We start from the raw sequence: 18,530 nt of genomic DNA, 5'->3' as shown, positions 1-18,530 counted from the left end.
GTTATTCCTAAATTCTTTCTTTTACTTTGAGCTGATAGTTCCGTCAAGACTACGAGTAACTTTCATGTCGTTGATAGGAATGTAACCCATTTTACCAACAATATTATTTTGGACTTCTGCTGTCATCATATAATCTAGAAGTTTTTTAGCTAATTTGTTAGGTTCTCCCTTAGTATACATGTGCTCATAAGACCAAATAGGCCAGTTGTTCGTTGTCACATTCTTCTTCGTTGGCTTGTAGCCATTCAAGTTTAAACTTTTCACACTCGTGTCCACATAAGAAAAAACTAAGTAAGAAATGGCACCTGGAGTCTGTGAAACAATTGTTTTGACCATTCCGTTAGAATCCTGCTCCTGCGCCTGCTTGGCTTCTTTGCCATTCATAATAACACTATCAAAAACTGCTCGACTACCAGAACCAACGGCACGGTTGATGATGGTAATTTCCAAATCTTGACCACCAACTTGCTTCCAATTGGTGTATTCTCCGGTAAAAATTTTACATAGCTGCTCTGTGGTTAAGTTGTTTATCTTAATCCCTTTATTTGCTATGATAGCAGTACCTGCAACAGCGACCTGATGATCAACTAAAGCCTTAGCATTGATACCACTTTTTTCTTCTGCAAATAAATCACTATTTCCAATATCTACTGCACCGGATTGGACTTGTGATAATCCAGTTCCCGATCCTCCACCTTGCACATTTACAATTTTTTTCGGATTTTCCTCGGTGTATTTATCCACAACTGCTTCAACCAACGGTTGTAGAGCTGTTGAGCCAACTGCTGTTATCGCCTCACCGCGGTTAATCCAGGAAGAACAGGCTGAAAGACCAATGCTGCAAATCACGAGAGTGACTGCCCAAATTATTTTTTTGTGTTTAATCACATGAAACTCCTTTTCAGATGTGAAAGCATTTTCATTCTAAGATTTCCCTAATCTTTTCACATCTAATCTCACTATAGCATATCTTTAGACATTTGGAAAGATTTTTTATTGAAATCTCAGGCCTTTTGGAAAATAATTTTTCAGAATATTTCCAGTCACTTTTGCAAACCCTAAACCATTACCTTGGACAACAACTTGATACCAACCATTTGCAGTGTTCTGATGGAGATTGACTGTCTCCCCGGCAACGTACTTTTTAAACTGCTCTTCATCAATTTCAATTATGTGCTTTACTTCACTTGGTTTTAAAGTCAGTCCTAAAGCAAAACTCGGTTCAAATCGTTTTTTCTTAAAAACACCTAGGTGCAAACCATTTCTGGCAATTTTAAGTTTCGATAATTCTGGAAGACCTAGTGGCAATAGATATAAATGTTCACCAAAAGTCTGTAACTCGCCAGTTAGCTCTATGGCAAGATGTTCTCTTTGAAACTCTTTCCACAACATCTTCTGCTCCGATGTCAAACAGCTTTTTCTTGTCTTTATCTTTTTAGCTGACTGCTCACCATAAAAACGAAATTTTGCAACAAATTGTCCCTCTCCCTTAAAATGATGAGGATACATACGTGCAGTTCCCGAAAAGTGAATACCAGCCACCATACCATTGATTTTTGGAATTTCAACCAATTCAAGTGGATAGTTTTCTAACAGCCAGTCAACGATTTCCTCGTTTTCCTCTGGTGCCCAAGTACAAGTGGAGTAAATCAACTCACCATTCGTCGCCAACATTTTTATCGTATCTTCCAATATCTCACGTTGAAGCTGTGCACATTGAGCAGGATAAGATTCACTCCAATACTCCATTGCTTCTGGCTGCTTTCTAAACATTCCTTCACCAGAACATGGTGCATCTAAGACAATCAAGTCAAAATAACCTTGAAAGACTTGACTTAATCTGCCAGCTGATTCATTTGTCACCACAACATTTCTCGCTCCAAATCGCTCAATATTTTCTACTAACACTTTACATCGTTTTGGATTGATTTCATTGGAAACAAGAAGACCTGTGTTGTTCAAGTATGACAATAGATGAGTGGATTTTCCACCCGGCGCTGCTGCCAAATCAAGTACTTTCATATTCTGTTGTGGCGCTGCAGCTTGGGCAACCATTTGTGCAGCAGGTTCTTGTGAATAGACTAATCCTGTGACATGCTCTATTGATTTTCCAGAAACTTTGCCATAATAACCCCAGTTCGTATTTGGAATAGGATTTGGAAAAGTTTTTTGCTGCTCTTTTAATGGATTGACCCGAAAAGCGGAAACTGGATCCTCATCGAAAGTTAGAAAAAAAGAGGGAGCCTCCTCTCCCAAAAGATTGTTGTACTTTTCTTCAAATCCTTTTGGAAAATTCATCTAATACTCTCGCTTTCGATATATGTATTTTTTAATTTCGTTCAATTTCATAGTTGGAATCATCATAATACCTTGGTGGCTTTCAAAATCAGGCTCCTCACCCTCAAATGTCAATGTCATATAGCCTAGCTTATCTCCCATAATCGAAGCTGCAGCATAATCCCAAGGCCAAATATAGGAAATATAGGTCAACAGTTGTCCTGATAAAACCTTGCTAAAACTAATCGCAGCACTTCCGTACACTCGAACGCCCAAGGTTTCTTTTGCCAAATCCGCAATTCCCCAATCATTGCGCTCAAAAATACCAGCATTTGATGCCATTAAAAACTGATTTAAAGGGCGATCTTGGTAGGGAAGCAATTTCTGCTCATTGCAATAGACATCAAATTGACCACCGCCGTGATACAATTTATCTCCTATCACATCATAAATGACACCAAATTGACCAATGCCATTTTCAAAATAAGCCAGAACAACAGCAAAATCTGCTTTTTGTGCTACAAAGTTATTCGTGCCGTCAATAGGATCAATGACCCAAACATTGCCATCTGAAATAGAATGACGCAAGCCATTTTCCTCAGCTAAAATGTGATCTGCAGGATAAGCTTCTAAAATCCAGGTTACTAAATTATCCTGAACTTCTTTGTCCATTTGAGTTACCAAATCAGTCGGACTGGACTTGGTCTCAATTTGCAACTGATCATTCAAATGCTCTTTAATATAAGAAGCCGCATTCAGTACAATGTGCTTGGCAAAATTAAATTTCTTTTCCAAGAGAAAACGTTCCTTTCTCCTTTTGTTTTGCAGCTTGAACGGCTCGATATAAAGAATAGCCACTCGCTGTTTCAAATTCACGTCCGATACGCTTTTCTTCAGCTTTGCTTGGAACAATTTTTTTGAATTGTTGATAAGATGCTAATATCTTTTCTGCTGCTATTTTCGCTTCATAAGCCTGCTCAACATCATTCAAAAAAGAAAGCACTGAAGCAAGCTCTTCAGTGCTCCACGACATGTCTAGTGGGTAACGATAATTTTTATTCATATTATTCAATCTCAGCTCTCAAAGTTGCATCGCACAATTCTTGTTTACGATAACCACGAGGCAAAAACGCACGGATTTCGTCTTCGTTAAATCCAATCTGCATTCGTTTTCCCTCTAAAATAATTGGACGACGCAAAAGGCTTGGATTTTCCTCGATTAAACGAAGCAATTCAGAAATTGATAAACTTTCAACATCTAAATTTAATTTTTGAAATATTTTGGAGCGAGTTGAAATGATGTCGTCTGTTCCATTCTCCGTCAGAGAAAGAATATGTTTCAATTCTGGTGCAGACAGTGGACTAGTCATGATATTGTGCTCCTCAAAAGGAACTTCATGATTGGATAACCATGCACGCGCCTTGCGACAACTTGTACAACTCGGTGATAAAAATAGTGTAACCATGCATTTCTCTTCTTATTATTTGTAACTGTTATCATTATACTAAATTTTATGTAAGATTACTAGGTATTTTTACAAATTTTCTCCTATTCTTTTAGGAAAAATAAGAAGCTTAATACATGATTTAGTGGTTATCATTTTCAGGAATCCAATATCTTGCGATTTCCTCATCTGCTTGCAATTGTTTGACTAGTTCGTCCACATTGTCGAATTTTACCATATCTCGGATTTTATCCAACCAAAAAATACGTATAGTATCACCGTAAATATCTTGTGAAAAATCAAAAATATTAGCTTCAAAACGAAGTTCATCACCTTCAAAAGTGACATTTTTTCCAACGCTAGCCATTCCGCGATATATCTGCCCATCGTGCTCTACATCAACCACATAGACCCCATCTGCTGGTAAAATAACCCGATCCAAGGGAGCAAGATTTGCCGTTGGATAGCCAATCGTCCGCCCTCTTGCATTGCCATGAACGACAATTCCGCGGGTGGATAGCGAATAGCTCAGCAATTGATTGCTTTCGGCAACATTTCCTGCTAGTACCGTTTCACGAATGCGAGTTGAACTAATTTTTGCTCCATTGAAATTTACAGAAGGAACTATGATAACTTGTCCTTCAAACAGTTTCTCCAAATCCTCTGCATTGCCTCGATCTGAACCAAAATGGTAATCAAATCCCGCAATGACAACTTTTGCTTTCAAACGCGAGATGTATTTTGTAAAAAATTGTTCAGCCGTATTACGAGCAAATTGACTGGTAAAATCAATCAAATAAAGGTAGTCTACACCAAGATTTTTCATTTGCTGCAAGCGATCTTCTGGACTAGTCAAATGAAGCATTAAAGAAGGATGGTAGCGTACAAAGGCCAATTTGGGAGATTCTGGAAATGTCAGCACTGCAATCTTCAAATGTTTTTCTGCTGCCATTTTTCTCGCTTCAGCAAACAAAGCTTGATGTCCTTTATGTAACCCGTCAAAATACCCTAGCACTAATACTGTGTGTTCAATTTGCTGAATGTCTTTTTCATTTTTTATTCTAATCGTTTTCATCACTTAACTATTTTATCACAAAATTTTAAAGAAATACTTTTCTAGGTTTATATTCTTTGTCACGCTTTTCTAAAATGGCTTGTAATTTCCCTTGATAAAAGCCAGCCACCTGTTCTGCCTTGGTATCTATATGAATAAAGCGTCCAAATCGTACTTCTTCAACCTGCTCTTCCGTAAGGTTTACCTTAGGTAAATCTCCTATGCCGAATTCAATGGGCTGCAAAAATGAAAAGTCTCCTTTATTCACCTTCTCATCAATTTCTGCTAAAGTCAATGCTTCTTCCAAAGACATGCCAGCTGCAGCAGTGCGAGTCAGTTGAGACATGTGGGAAGCATAACCCAACTTCGCCCCTAAATCAACTGCCAATGTTCGCACATAGGTCCCCTTGCTGCATTTAACTCGAAAAGGAAAACGTGCCAAGTCACTTTCATAGACAATAGCTCCTGTCCGCTCAAAGTTATAAATTGTCACCTGACGCTTCGGTCGCTCTACTGTCTCTCCAGAACGAGCATACTCATAGAGTTTTCGCCCATTGACCTTGACAGCCGAGTACATAGGCGGCACTTGAGTCTGCTCTCCAACCATACTAGCAATGACTTGATCCACTAAGTTTTCATCCAATATTTCAGTCACAGGGCTGAAAGCAATCTGCTCCCCACTAGCATCCTCTGTCGTTGTTGAGCAGCCCAGAGTAATCTCCCCCTCATAGACCTTGCCTTCCTCCTGCATAAACTCAACCAAGCGCGTCGCCTTGCCCACAGCAATCGGAAGCACCCCGACCACATCTGGATCCAAGGTACCCCCATGACCGATTTTCTTAGTTCCTAAAATTTTGCGCAGCTTAAATACCGCATCATGCGAGGTCATCCCCGCTTCCTTTTTTAAATTGATAATTCCGTTCATTGATTCCTTATTCTGCTAAAAATTCTATTAGTAGTTGATTAAATTCCTTGTTTTTTCAGTCCACAAGAGCCATAATGAAGCTGTATCCAAACCTCTAGTCAGACTTGAAGTAATCGTCGGATAGCCTAAATCTTCATAGAGGGGTAGCAAGGCTTCTATGTCTTTCAAGGTTGCTTGTCGTATCTGCATCGTTTCCTCCTAGTCGTTCTTCAACGCCTCAAACTTAGCTTTCATAGTTGGATTTTTGCGGGTCAGTTTCTTAACGGAGACGTCATCTAGTTTGTTGTTGGCGAGGCGCAGTTGATTGTCTGATGTCTGAAGTGCCTGTTTGACTGCTTCCATTCGCTTAATGGCTTTGTCAATTTCTTCGATTGCCTTATTGAAATTCTTAGAAGCTGAATTATAATTTTTAGCAAAGGCTACTTTAAAGGTTTCTAAATCATCTTCAAAGTGGGTAATGTCAATATTTTGCTCCCGAACCAGAGCCAGCTCCTGCTTGTATTTAAGAGAATTGAGCGCAGCATTTCGTAAAAGCCCAATGAGCTGGATAAAAAATTGAGGACGAACCACATACATTTTTTCATACTCATGGCTAACATCAACAATGCCAGTGTTGAAATAATCATTATCTGCTTCCAGCATACTTACCAAAACAGCATACTCACATTTCTTTTCCCTGCGATCCTTGTCCAATTCTTTGTAAAAATCAGCGTTTTTATGCTTCTTCTCCGTACCGTCTGCTTCATTTTTCATCTCAAACATGATAGAAATGATTTCTACTCCGCTTTCATCTTCCTCACGGAAAATGAAATCTCCTTTAGACCCTCGTGCAGAAACCTGATTATCCTTCTCAAAGTAAGCATTCGGGAATGCAAAACTGCGAACCTTGTTAAATTCGCTTTCAGCGTAGTGTTCTAAGCTCTCTCCAATCGCCTTAGTAGACTGTTGTGCTTTAAAGTTCTTGTAAAATTCTACTTGCTCATTGGCCGCCTTAAGTTGTGCTTCATAATTTTGTTTAACAGATGCAAGGGATAATTCATTTTCTTTCTCTTGCAACAAAAGCTGGTTTTGGATTTGGTCGCGTTCTTTTTCAATATTTGTCAGCGAAGCTTGCAGTTCATTTTGGTGTTCCAGTCGAAGACGGTCTAGTTGGGCTTGTAGCTCTACCAATTCTTTTTCTTTATCCGATAGTTTTCCAGACAAAGCCTGCTCTGTATTCTTTTTGATTAGCTCTTTTTGGGATTCAAAATTGGAAATAGTCGCCTTGAGCTCTTGAATTTCAGATTCTTTCTGACTTAACGCTTGCTGTTGCTCATTCTGTGCCTTTTGTTTTTCTAAAGCTAACGCCTGCTCAATTCGAGCATGGATTTCCTTGTCGAATTCTGTCGTCCGTACCTGAGCCAAGAGCTCGCTGTACTGACTTTCGTTGACTGTAAAGACTTCCCCGCAGTTGGGGCATTTGATTTCGTTCATGGATACCTCTTCATTAATCATTCTTTATAACATCTCATTATACCATTTCTCATGATGATTTTAAATCAACAGCTTAAATATAAAAAGACCGTTGCATATTTGAACAACGATCTTTTTTTAAATTAAGCCTCTATCCGCCAACTGGCAGCACTGCGTCTTTCCTGAATAAAGCGACTATATAATCCTTGTTTAGCAAGCAATTCTTGGTGTTTGCCTTGTTCGACTATACGACCTTGATTAAGAACAATAATTTGATCGGCATGCTCTACTGTTTTTAGCCTATGAGCAATCATGATAATGGTTTTATCCTTTGTCAAAGAATGAATGGCTTGCATAAGCGCTTCTTCATTTTCAGGGTCGACATTGGCTGTTGCTTCGTCCAAAATGATAATTGGATCGTCCTTGATAATGGCACGAGCAATGGAAATCCGCTGCCGTTCCCCACCGGAGAGACTGGGTCCGCCCTAACCAATCTTGGTCTGATATCCCTCTGTCAAAGACAGGATAAAGTCATGACAAGCAGCTTTTTTCGCAGCAGCGACAACTTCTTCATGACTAGCGTCTGGATTTCCAAATTTAATGTTATTTTCCATGGTATCTTCAAACAGATAGACCGTTTGAAAAACAAAACTGAAATTACGAATAAGGCTGTCATAGCTGTATTCTTTTACATCATGACCATCTAAGCTGATGCTGCCATTTTCTATATCCCAAAAACGAGCAATGAGATTGCAAAGAGTTGTCTTTCCAGAACCAGAAGGTCCCACCAGAGCTGCTGTCGTCTTTTCTGGAATATCCAACGATACATCATCAATAATTTTCTTACTTTCATAGGAGAAACTGACATGATCCAACTTGATATTGCTGGTTTTTGGCTGCAAATCTTTTCCGCTAATATCCATTGGTTTAATCGACAAAACTTTATTGACCATATCAACTGACAAATCAACAATGCGAAGAAGAGAAGAAAAGCTACCAACTCCGTCCAGACTTTCGTAAATCATAAAAGCACTGATGAGCATCATGATACAAATCAAAAGGCTCATACTTTCCTGCAGGTAAAAGTAAATGGAGAACAGTCCCATAATCGTTCCAGTCAGCTTGGTAATCATCCCTTGCAGAGCGATATAAGGCAAGGTAACCCAAGTCAGCTTTGTATCTAAATGCCTTTTATTCTCAATAGCATGCAATAGCTTTTTAGCAGATGATTGAACAATATTATAGTTCTTTACTTCCGCAATCCCTTGACTGTATTCTAGCACAACTGCTACCAAATCTGTATCAGCTTGTTGTTTAGCTTCTGATACTTTCCCAGCTTGCCAACGCATCAATCCATTTGGCAAGAGAAACAGTATCAATCCTGCCAACAAGATTAAACCAATTCGCCAATCGTAGATAAATACAAAAACCGTAATAGTTCCTGCCGTTAGGAATCCTTCCAACGTCATCATAACAACCCGAGTCGCAACATCTGCTAGACTTTCAAGCGTATTAGTTGTGACGCTGGTAATTTGTCCCAGACTATTTTGATTAAAATATCCCATTGGCAGGTAGCGCATGTGTTCAGCAATTTCAATCCGCTTATGGGTACAAGTATGATAACCTGCTTCTGTCTGCAACATCGTAACTTTCAGGCTAATCAAAATATTAAGAATAACAGACAAGAGCATCATTCCAAGAGAGAGCCATACAGTCTGCATAGAAACATCATTGTTAATGATAGCCATAACAACCAACCCATTAGCTGGAATCCGAAAAGCAATAATGAAAGCTTTTAGAACCCCTAAACAAACAGAAGTATAGAATTTCTTACGATCTTCTTCCGTACAAAAATCAAAGAATTTTTTCAATGTACTAAGCATCTGCCAATCCTCCTTCTGTCATTTTATCGCTATCCTTTACTGCAAGATGAGCCTGCCACATAGAAGCATAAAGCGGACAAGTCTTTAGCAAATCTATATGTCTTCCTTTTGCCTCAATACATCCTTCATTAACTACGACAATCTGATCTGCACTTGCAATCGTTGAAAGACGGTGAGCAATGACCAGAAGCGTACGACCTTCTATCAAATGAGCTAAGCTAGACTTAATGAGAGCTTCATTTTCAGGATCGGTATAAGCCGTTGCCTCATCCAAAATAATGACTGGTGCGTTTTTCAGCATAGCTCGTGCAATTGCAATCCGTTGTCGTTCTCCACCAGATAAATGATTACCACCAGTTCCAACACGGGTCTCAAAACCATTTTCTAAATTACTAATAAAATCATAGCAGCCGCACTTGCGAGCAATGTCAATCACTTCTTCATCCGAAGCAGCGGAATTACCCATACGAATATTTTCCATAATCGTTTCATCAAAAAGGTAATTATCCTGTGTGACATAAGCAATCTGACGACTGTAATAATCAAGAGGTAGGTTTCGAAGATCTACGCCACCAAAGGTAATACTACCAGAATTGACATCCCAGAAAGAAGCTATAAGTTTAGCAATCGTAGATTTCCCTGAGCCAGAAGGGCCGACAAGAGCAGTTACTGTATCAGGCTCAATCGTTAAGGAAATACTATGCAATACTTCTTCCTTATCTGAATAACCAAAGCTAACATCTGTCATTTGAAGTTCTGTTCCTTTTGGAATGTCCGTTAATTCTGTCGGACGAGGCAAATCAGGTTTTTCCAAAATAGCAATCACTTCACCAAAGATTGTCGCAATTTTCCGTAAATCATCCATATAGGAAGCCACTAAAATAAACGGCGTCAAAAGGCTAAGAGACAGAATGATTAGTAAAATAAAGTTACTAGCTGTTAGGCTACCTTGAAGGTAAAAGAGAGTTCCAAAAGGGAGTAAGAAAAGCAAACCAGACGGCAAGAAAGCTGTAACAATGCCCATTTCAATACGCATTTACGCATCCATTCAATAAAGCAATCAGCTCCTTCTTTGGCAGCCCTGACAAATTTATCGTAAGAAAATTTCTCTTTTCCAAAAACCTTGATAACTTCAATCCCATTGATGTATTCTACTGCTGTATCATTGAGCTTCTTCGTTTTCTCGACTGTATTTTCAAAATCACCTTCGCTCTTGCGTAGCATATTCCCATAAGCTAAGATAACAATCAGGATTGTCAGAAGCGAAAGCATGGTTAGGCGCCAATCAATCACTAACATGGCAATTAAGATAATAAAGGGACCAAATAGCCCGGATGTAAACTCAGGAATTAAGTGTGCCAAAGTTACTTCTGTGGCATCCACTCGCTCAACAATGATATTTTTGTAAGTTCCAGAAGATTGACTTAAAACCGTTCCCAGAGGCAATTTGGCCAATTTCTCTGTCAGACGATAGCGCATTTCTGCTAAAATCTTAAAGGTTGCTGTATGAGACAAGAGCGTCGAAATCCCGTGAAATCCCCAATGTGCTATCCATGCCAGTCCTATCCAAATGGACTGAAGAACATAAAAATTCCAATCTCGATTGCCTTGTAAGAGCTGATTGATGATATTTCCTACAAAAAAATAAGGCAAAAATCCGCATAAAACAGATAAAAAGGCAAAAACAAGACTAACAATAAAATAAAATTTGTGAAGAGAGACAAATTCCAGTATCCAAGATACAACCGACTTTTTCTTCATACAAATCCCTTCTTTCTCCTAAAAAACAAATAAAGAACCCTAGTCAAACAATTCATGATATGCTGTCATTTAATTTATACTTATATTATAAATTCTGACAATTCTAATGTCAAACAAAATAAAAAAGTGAGACAGAAATCAGTAGTTTCGTAGAAACCTGATTTCTATCCCACCTCCACACAGCTCGAAAGGTTTGGAGAACCTTTCGAGGTTGGAAATAAAGTCAAATGAAGCTTGAAAAAGTAGACACTGCTATCAGTTTTTATATTTTTGTGCCATACGTTCAATCATTTCTGTTATTTGCACACGAATCTTTGTTGGCTCCAGCACTTCCACATTGTCTCCAAAAGAGAGAATATAGCAGTACAGACTATAATCATTCGGAATTTCTATCTCTGCATACAAGTTTCCTTGCTCATCTTCTTTGACTGGACAATCCAGTTCATCATATACTCTGAAAGCAACTTTTTTATTAAATTTCAGCTTGACTCGTACGACCTCTTCTAATCGCGCTTCTTTTTCCAAGCTAACATTGTCAAAGTTATCTGCAAAATGTTGTGGTAAAAGCTTTAGCTGGCTTATGCGAGAAAGTTTAAAATAACGAAAATCATTTCGGACTAAGCAAAATGCATGAAGAAACCAGGATTGTCCTTTAAAAAACAGGCGAACTGGTTTTACTTGACGCTGGGTGAATTCCTCTTTGTTGCTAACATAAGAAAAGGAAATCACTTGCTTACTGATGATTGCATTTTTCAAATTCTGAAATAGCTCTTCATATTTCTTGCTATTGGACCAGCTGGTAAAATCTACTTCTATCCAGTTTGGTTGGTTCAATTTAAATAAAGCCGATAGTTTGGTCAAAAGCTCGTTTTCATGCAGAAGACCCGTAACCCCTAATCCTTGTAAAGCAACCAACAGTTGCTCTTTTTCCGATTGATTAAGCAAAGAACTATTTAGGACAAATTCCTCCGTCAGTCGAATGCCTCCGTCTCTGCCTTATGTCGTGTAAATTGGAATACCTGCGCTGCTAAATCGGTCAACATCTCGATAAATCGTTCTAACAGATACTTCAAATTGTTCTGCCAGCTCCTTCGCTGTAACGTTATCCCTTTCTAAAAGAACATACACTATTCTAAATAATCTACTCTCTGTCATAGACCGTGCCTTTCCATGAACACCTTATCTCAATTTCTCTAAAATCTTTTGAAAAGTCTCTTGATTGCTCTGCCAGTATAATATATCAGGCACCTTTTTAACTTCTGTCCACATAAAATCAATGTGCTCATCAGAAATACGAATATCTTTTTGCTTTGTTTCCACAAGAAAAAGTGTTTTAAAAATGGTCAAGTCTTCATCAATAACAACTGTGTAATGACCGACTTGCAACAGTTTTGTTAGCTCGATTTCCAGTCCAGTTTCTTCAAAAATCTCACGAATACAAGCTATTTCAGAACTTTCACCATTTTCAATGCCACCAGTAATCGGTTGCCAGAAAGAAAGTTGTTCAGTTTTAACTTTTAAGAGCAAAATTTCCTTAGCAATCGGGTTATAAATCCAGGCTTCAATGGAATATTTCATCGCAGTAGTCCCTTAGATTTCACTTTTTCTCAATTGGTGCAACACTTGCCAACAGTTTCTTTAATCCAACCTCTGGGAAATTGATTTTCAATTCTTGGCTACTATCGCTGCCTGACACTTCCAATACCGTTCCGTCTCCCCATTTTTTATGGTGAGCAATATCACCGATAGCCCAATCAATAGTCGGCTGATTAGCAGCTACATTCTTACCAAATGGCAACTGGCTTGAGGAAATGCTGCTCGGTGCAGCTTGCCGCTTGCGTTCCTGCAATGCTTGAGCGAGACTCATTCCTTGACCAAACTGAACAGTTTTACCATTCACATAGGAAGCTTTAAAGGATGTATTAGCAGGTCGAGCCAAGCCTTGATAATCTAGCAAGCTTGAGCTAATTTCATTGAGAAAACGAGTTGGACGATTGTAATTGGTTTTTCCGTATAGCAGGCGCGAGTTTGCATTGGTTAGGAACAAGACTTTTTCAGCACGAGTAATTCCAACATAGGCTAATCGGCGCTCTTCCTCTAGCTCGTCTTCATCTTCAGCCGCACGACTAAGTGGAAAGACATTCTCTTCCATACCAATGATGAAAACCACTGGAAACTCTAATCCCTTGGCAGCATGTAGCGTCATAAGTGTCACTTCCGAGCTTTCCTGATTGCCATCATCTGTATCCGCAATCAAAGCCAAATCATTGAGAAAACGGCTAAGTCTGTCTAAACCAGTCTCTTCAGTATCATTTTCTGAATCTTCGTCAAAATTCTTAGTAACAGAAAGAAATTCTTCGATATTTTCAATCCGAGCCTGACTTTCCAGTGTAGCTTGAGCTACTAATTGCTCGGTGTAACCAGTCCTTTCAAGCACCAGCTCTACCAATTCTGTCACGGTCAATTCGTCCAATCGTTCGCGCAGATTCAAAATGAGATTGGCAAAGTCAAAAACAGCCTGAGCAGCTTTCCCCTTGACAGGTGAGAGCATAATCTGCGAGGAAGCATCTAAAAGAGACATCTCTTGACCAGCTGCAAAATTACGAATTTTCTCCACTGTACCCGGTCCAACACCCCGCTTGGGCTCATTGACCACGCGCTCAAAACTAATGTTGTCGCTAGTGTTAGCAATAAGATTGAGATAGCTGATGACATCCCGAATTTCCTTACGGCTATAAAACTTAGTCCCCCCCACCATGGTGTAAGGAATATTAGCTTTGAGGAGAGCTTCCTCAATATTCCGAGATTGGGCGTTGGTTCGGTAAAGAACAGCAAAATCCCGATAGACATAGTCAGATGTGCTAGATAGCTCATCAATGGTTTTAGCCACAAAGAGAGCTTCGTCTTGCTCATCATTAGCCCGATAATAGACAATATCCTCACCATCAGCATTTTGTGTCCAAAGATTCTTTGGTCGACGGTTGCGGTTATTTTTGATCACATCATTAGCAGCTTGCAGAATGGTCTTGGTTGAGCGATAATTTTCTTCCAAAAGAACAACTTTAGCTTCAGGATAATCCTTTTCAAAATCCAAGATATTTTGCATATCAGCACCTCGCCAGCCATAAATAGACTGGTCGGCATCTCCTACCACACAAATATTTTTAAAGCGTGAAGCTAACAGTTTAACTAGTTGGTACTGAGCGTGGTTCGTATCTTGATACTCGTCCACATGGATGTATTGATAGCGCTGCTGGTAATAAGTCAACACATCTGGATTTTTATCAAAAATGCGCAAGGTCAGCATGATTAAGTCATCAAAATCCATCGCTTCTGACTGACGGAGTTCTTTTTGGTACATCTCATAGCACTTCGCCACAATCTCTGTGTACATATCTCCTGCTAAAGCTACATAGGCCGCTTCATCAATCAAATCATTTTTCGCATTGGAAATCGTGCCTAAAATAGCTCGTTCATTCCACTTTTTAGGATCTAAATTGAGCGTTTTAAGAATTCGTTTCATCAGAGTCCGTTGCTCACTAGGATCGATAATCGTAAAATTTCGGTTATAGCCGATATGGTCCGCTTCCCTACGCAAAATCCGCACGCACATTGAGTGAAAAGTCGCAATCAAGCAATCTTCTGTTGCTGGATTGAGAGTGTAAGCACGCTCCTTCATCTCACGAGCTGCTTTATTGGTAAAAGTAATCGCCAAGATATTCCAAGGATTGACTAACTTTTCATCAATCAAATAAGCAATACGGTGAGTTAAAACACGGGTTTTCCCAGACCCAGCTCCTGCCATAATCAGCAAAGGTCCTTCCGTTGTTTGAACCGCCTCCGCCTGACGATCATTCATACTAGTTAATAAAGGATTCATCTTTTTTCCTCTTTCAAAGTCAGTAACTCTATTATAACAAAAATCACTCATAAGCTAAACTAGAAAAGAAAATCTTTGTTTTATTTTCTTACTATATAAAAGTTTGAAAAATCACTTAAAAAGCGTTATAATAAACATTCTGAAAGGAAAATGCATGAATAATCCAGCAAAGAATCTTAAACTCGCAGAGCGTGGTGCTATTTTAGCCATTCTAGCCTATATCGTTTTATCCATTGCTAAAATCATTGCCGGTTCTGTCTTACAGTCCTCTAGTTTGACAGCCGACGGTTTTAACAATGTTTCGGATATTGTTGCTAATATTGCCGTCTTGATTGGACTTCGCATGGCACGTAAGCCTGCCGATACAGATCACAAATTTGGTCACTGGAAAATCGAGGACTTAGCTAGCCTTATCACTTCTCTTATCATGTTTTTTGTCGGATTTGATGTTTTAATTGACACCGTTCAAAAAATCATCTCTAATCAAGAAACGACCATCGATCCCTTAGGAGCCATCATCGGGATTATTTCCGCCTTGGTCATGGCAGGAGTGTATTTTTACAATAAAGCCTTAGCAAAAAAAGCGCAGTCTAAAGCACTCGACGCTGCTGCCAAAGACAATTTATCTGACGCTATCACTTCGCTTGGTACAACCATTGCAATCATCGCAAGCGCCTTCAATTTCCCGATTGTAGATAAACTGGTTGCTATCATTATTACCTTTTTCATCCTTAAAACGGCTTACGAAATTTTCATGGAATCTTCTTTTAGTTTATCAGACGGTTTTGATGAAAATCTTTTAAAAGAATACAAAGAAGCCATTTTAGAAATTCCTAAAATTTCCCGTGTTAAATCTCAAAGAGGGCGGACTTACGGTAGCAACATCTATCTTGACCTCATTTTAGAAATGAATCCCGACTTGTCTGTCTATGAAAGCCACGAAATTGCCGATCAGGTTGAAAATATGCTCAAAGAGCGCTTTGGTGTCTTTGATATTGACATCCACATTGAGCCTGCTCCTATCCCCGAAGATGAAATATTGGACAATGTTTATCGAAAGCTCTTTATGAGAGAGCAATTGGTTGAGCAGGGAAGCCAATTAGAGGATTTACTAGCACCTGAATTTGTTTACATTTCTCAGGAGGGCTGCCAAATGAACAAAGAGGAATTTCAAATCGAAAAAGGAAAACAATCTCCTATCAAAAATTTTCAATTAACTTCTATCAGCCAAAAAACCAAATTAATTTGTTACGAAGAAGACGGGATTATTCATACCAGCCTTTGGCGTCGTCACGAAACGTGGCAAAATATTTTCCACCAAGAAACACGAAAAAACGAGATAAGAAAGTCGTAATTCCATAGAATCGACTTTCTTATCTCGCTCCCACAAGGCTAATAAGGAGTTTTGCTATAAAAAACAAGGCTGAGATAAAAATATTCTCAGCCTATATTTTTGGAGAATTTATCAGTAAAACAAACTAATTTGTCCCTCGTTTCTCAAAATCAATAAATCATCAAACCCCAAGCCCTCACTAAGATGATACTCCTAGCAAAAACTTTGGGTTTTGTCTTTACTTCTTCTGTGGGTGATTGGTGCAACAATCAGATGTTCTCTCATTGTTTGACTTCATCTGCCGCAATATCCTCACCAAACCACTTATCTGCTATTTTTTGAAATTGACCTGTTTGATATAATTTTTTAAATGCTTGATTTATGTTTTCAACGAGCTGCTTATCCGTTTTTCTAGCACCTACTGCAAAGGATTCGCTATCAAATCCAGCTGGGAAAACATAATAATCCTGCAAAATTCCTTCTTCTTTTAAATAATAATTAGCATAAACTCGGTCAATCAACAACCCATCAATCCGACTATTTTGCAAATCAATCAACGCCTCTGTAAAACTTTGATATTGAGCAGCTTTGTGATTTTTAACTAGATTCTTCAAAAGCTCTGGATGAGCTTCAAACTCATCGTAACCCGAAGAACCCGTCTGAGCACCAAGAATTTTATCCTTCATGTCAGCTGTTTTTGCAATGTTCGACGATTTTTTAGTAACCAGTACTTGTTCATTTTTCATATAAGGAATGGTGAACTGTACTTTCTTCCACCGCTCATCGGTTGCAGAATAACCGTTCCAGATGAGGTCAATCGTTCCATTTGTGAGCTCTGTTTCTTTCATATCCCAATCAATCGGCTGCCAATTCACTTTTACCCCATATTCTTTAAATACAGCATTTGCCAAATTAATATCAAAACCAACGTATTGACCATTTTTTTGTTCAAATCCCATAGGAACAAATGTATTGTCAAAACCAATAGTAATGCTCTTTTTTTGTTGGTATTTTGACCAATTATCTACTTTAGGGTTGCTAACATTACTACAAGCTGTAAGGAGCAAAAAAGAAATCAAACTACAGATCGCAAGGACGTAACGTTTTATCTTCATATTCTCCTCCTATTTAAGCTGAACTTTAAGAATCGTATCTGCGATATTTTCCGCAAACTGCAAATCATGGGTCACTACAATTTGCGTCATTCCTAGCTCACGATTCTGAAGAATCAACTTTTCAACTTCAAGACGCAATTCTGGATCCAATGCGGAAGTTGGCTCATCATAACCGATAATTTCTGGGTCAATCATCATCGCACGAGCTAATGCTACACGCTGTTTTTGACCACCTGATAAAGAATAAGGATAAGCATTTACATGTTCTGCTAACCCCAATCGGGTCAATAAGCTAATTGCTTTCTTTTCTGCATCCTCTTTTGTAAAATTTTTTGTTTTAATGGGTGATAAAGTTAAATTCTCAAGAACCGTTAAATGTGGAAATAGCTGAAAATCTTGAAACACAAATCCCAATAAATTACGTTTTTCAAGTTCATCCAAGGGAAGCTCTTCGCCATTGTAAATAATGTCACCCGAATCAATTGTTTCCAAGCCAGCTAACATCCGCAATAATGTCGTTTTCCCGCCGCCAGACGGTCCTACAATGGCAAGAATTTGCTTTTCTGGCACTTTTAAATTCAAGTCGGAAATAATTTGCTTTTCGCCAAACCGTTTGCTAATATTCTTCAATTCTAACATAAGCGCCTCCTACTTATAGTAACTATATCTCTTTTCAACTTGCTTCGATATAATCGTCACAAGACCAATCAAGATAAGGTAAATAGCCCCCGCTATAAACATCGGTGCTAAACTCGCATCACGATTGGCTGCAGTCCGACTAGCCAAGATTAAGTCGGAAACACCAAGCGCATAAACAAGAGACGTGTCTTTTACCAACGTCATCACTTCATTAAAGACACTCGGAAGCACCACTTTGACAACTTGCGGTAAAATAATAAACCGTATCGTTTGAAATGGTGTAAACTTCAAAACCTTAGCCGCCTCATATTGTCCTGCTGGAATAGATAAAATCCCACCACGGAAAATTTCGGCGAAATAAGCAGCATAATTTAGCGTGAATGCTATGATAGCTGCTGGAAGCCGATCCAAACGCACACCAATGTTTGGCAAAACATAATAAATAAAAATTAGTTGTAACAAAAGAGGTGTACCGCGCATAATCCAAATATAAATATTTATAAGCCAATGAAGCAGCTTAAAGTGAATTTGCATTAAAAAGGAAATCACAATTCCAAGTGGTATGGATAAAACTAAGACTAAAACAAATACTTGTAAAGTCACCAATGCGCCATTCAATAAGCTTGGCAAAACTTCAAAAATATAGTTCATGCGTACACCTCCTAAATAAATATTTATCATTATATCAAAAATTTTTATATATTCAACATCTTTTTGAAAATATATTCATGAATTTTTACTAAATATCGCAAAAACTTCATTTTCC

Annotated in this window: 14 protein-coding genes and 4 pseudogenes; 1 reads left to right on the top strand and 17 read right to left on the bottom strand. The window is 38.7% G+C overall.

All coding sequences use genetic code 11. The features are described 5' to 3' along the window. Nucleotides 1–21 precede the first annotated feature (21 nt). From HMPREF2876_RS05605 to pcrA, 14 genes and pseudogenes are all read right to left on the bottom strand, one after another. The gene (locus tag HMPREF2876_RS05605) at nt 22–888 is read right to left on the bottom strand and encodes a phosphate ABC transporter substrate-binding protein PstS family protein (RefSeq protein ID WP_070584447.1); all 867 of its coding nucleotides are present in this window, start codon (nt 886–888) and stop codon (nt 22–24) included. A 105-nt stretch (nt 889–993) separates the two neighbouring features. Beyond that, on the bottom strand, nt 994–2,298 hold the full coding sequence (locus HMPREF2876_RS05600) for an RsmF rRNA methyltransferase first C-terminal domain-containing protein (RefSeq protein ID WP_070241714.1): 1,305 nt from the start codon (nt 2,296–2,298) through the stop codon (nt 994–996). After that, nucleotides 2,299–3,072 carry an inositol monophosphatase family protein gene (locus tag HMPREF2876_RS05595; RefSeq protein ID WP_024052398.1) on the bottom strand — a complete coding sequence of 258 codons (774 nt, stop codon included), beginning with the start codon at nt 3,070–3,072 and terminating at the stop codon, nt 2,299–2,301. Then, nucleotides 3,056–3,340 (bottom strand): UPF0223 family protein, encoded by a 285-nt coding sequence (locus HMPREF2876_RS05590; RefSeq protein ID WP_024052397.1) that lies wholly within the window; start codon nt 3,338–3,340, stop codon nt 3,056–3,058. Before HMPREF2876_RS05590 ends, HMPREF2876_RS05595 begins: the two co-directional genes overlap by 17 nt. A gap of 1 nt (nt 3,341) precedes the next feature. After that, the gene (locus HMPREF2876_RS05585; protein ID WP_042754070.1) at nt 3,342–3,743 is read right to left on the bottom strand and encodes a Spx/MgsR family RNA polymerase-binding regulatory protein; all 402 of its coding nucleotides are present in this window, start codon (nt 3,741–3,743) and stop codon (nt 3,342–3,344) included. A 121-nt stretch (nt 3,744–3,864) separates the two neighbouring features. Beyond that, a complete protein-coding gene (locus HMPREF2876_RS05580; protein WP_024052395.1) occupies nt 3,865–4,797 on the bottom strand; it encodes a bifunctional riboflavin kinase/FAD synthetase in 933 nt (310 codons plus the stop codon). A gap of 25 nt (nt 4,798–4,822) precedes the next feature. Beyond that, nucleotides 4,823–5,701: a tRNA pseudouridine(55) synthase TruB gene (gene truB, locus HMPREF2876_RS05575; protein ID WP_024052394.1), complete on the bottom strand. Its 879-nt coding sequence runs from the start codon at nt 5,699–5,701 to the stop codon at nt 4,823–4,825. Nucleotides 5,702–5,782: 81 nt separating this feature from the next. Beyond that, nucleotides 5,783–5,890: pseudogene (locus HMPREF2876_RS10625) on the bottom strand (GNAT family N-acetyltransferase); the annotation flags it as partial. A 9-nt stretch (nt 5,891–5,899) separates the two neighbouring features. Beyond that, the gene (locus tag HMPREF2876_RS05570; RefSeq protein ID WP_024052393.1) at nt 5,900–7,174 is read right to left on the bottom strand and encodes a DUF2130 domain-containing protein; all 1,275 of its coding nucleotides are present in this window, start codon (nt 7,172–7,174) and stop codon (nt 5,900–5,902) included. A 122-nt stretch (nt 7,175–7,296) separates the two neighbouring features. Then, nucleotides 7,297–9,036 (bottom strand): annotated as a pseudogene (locus tag HMPREF2876_RS05565) (ABC transporter ATP-binding protein). Then, nucleotides 9,029–10,797 (bottom strand): annotated as a pseudogene (locus HMPREF2876_RS05560) (ABC transporter ATP-binding protein). The pseudogenes HMPREF2876_RS05565 and HMPREF2876_RS05560 overlap by 8 nt, the downstream one beginning before the upstream one ends. Nucleotides 10,798–11,052: 255 nt before the next feature. Continuing rightward, nucleotides 11,053–11,952, bottom strand: a pseudogene (locus tag HMPREF2876_RS05555) (helix-turn-helix transcriptional regulator). Nucleotides 11,953–11,976: 24 nt separating this feature from the next. Further along, nucleotides 11,977–12,375 carry an NUDIX hydrolase gene (locus tag HMPREF2876_RS05550; protein WP_024052387.1) on the bottom strand — a complete coding sequence of 133 codons (399 nt, stop codon included), beginning with the start codon at nt 12,373–12,375 and terminating at the stop codon, nt 11,977–11,979. 19 nt (nt 12,376–12,394) lie between these two features. Then, entirely contained in the window at nt 12,395–14,677 is a 2,283-nt protein-coding gene (gene pcrA / locus HMPREF2876_RS05545; RefSeq protein WP_042754068.1) for a DNA helicase PcrA, read from the bottom strand. 154 nt (nt 14,678–14,831) lie between these two features. On the opposite strand from pcrA, the gene HMPREF2876_RS05540 reads away from it, so the two are divergent. Then, complete coding sequence (locus HMPREF2876_RS05540; protein ID WP_024052385.1) at nt 14,832–16,031, top strand: cation diffusion facilitator family transporter; 1,200 nt, start codon at nt 14,832–14,834, stop codon at nt 16,029–16,031. A 260-nt stretch (nt 16,032–16,291) separates the two neighbouring features. On the opposite strand, the gene HMPREF2876_RS05535 is transcribed toward HMPREF2876_RS05540, so the two are convergent. Genes HMPREF2876_RS05535 through HMPREF2876_RS05525 form a run of 3 tightly spaced genes read right to left on the bottom strand, consistent with a single transcriptional unit; the run spans nt 16,292 to nt 18,415 of the window. Next, nucleotides 16,292–17,125, bottom strand: coding sequence for an amino acid ABC transporter substrate-binding protein (locus HMPREF2876_RS05535; protein WP_024052384.1), 834 nt, complete (start codon nt 17,123–17,125; stop codon nt 16,292–16,294). A gap of 9 nt (nt 17,126–17,134) precedes the next feature. After that, nucleotides 17,135–17,764, bottom strand: coding sequence for an amino acid ABC transporter ATP-binding protein (locus tag HMPREF2876_RS05530; RefSeq protein ID WP_024052383.1), 630 nt, complete (start codon nt 17,762–17,764; stop codon nt 17,135–17,137). Nucleotides 17,765–17,773: 9 nt separating this feature from the next. Next, nucleotides 17,774–18,415, bottom strand: a complete 642-nt coding sequence (locus HMPREF2876_RS05525; RefSeq protein WP_042754066.1) for an amino acid ABC transporter permease — start codon at nt 18,413–18,415, stop codon at nt 17,774–17,776. Between the last annotated feature and the right edge of the window lie 115 nt (nt 18,416–18,530).

It is taken from the genome of Streptococcus sp. HMSC073A12 (assembly GCF_001812815.1).
Taxonomy (GTDB): Bacteria; Bacillota; Bacilli; order Lactobacillales; family Streptococcaceae; genus Streptococcus; species Streptococcus vaginalis.
This window is presented reverse-complemented; position numbering and strand designations above follow the sequence as displayed.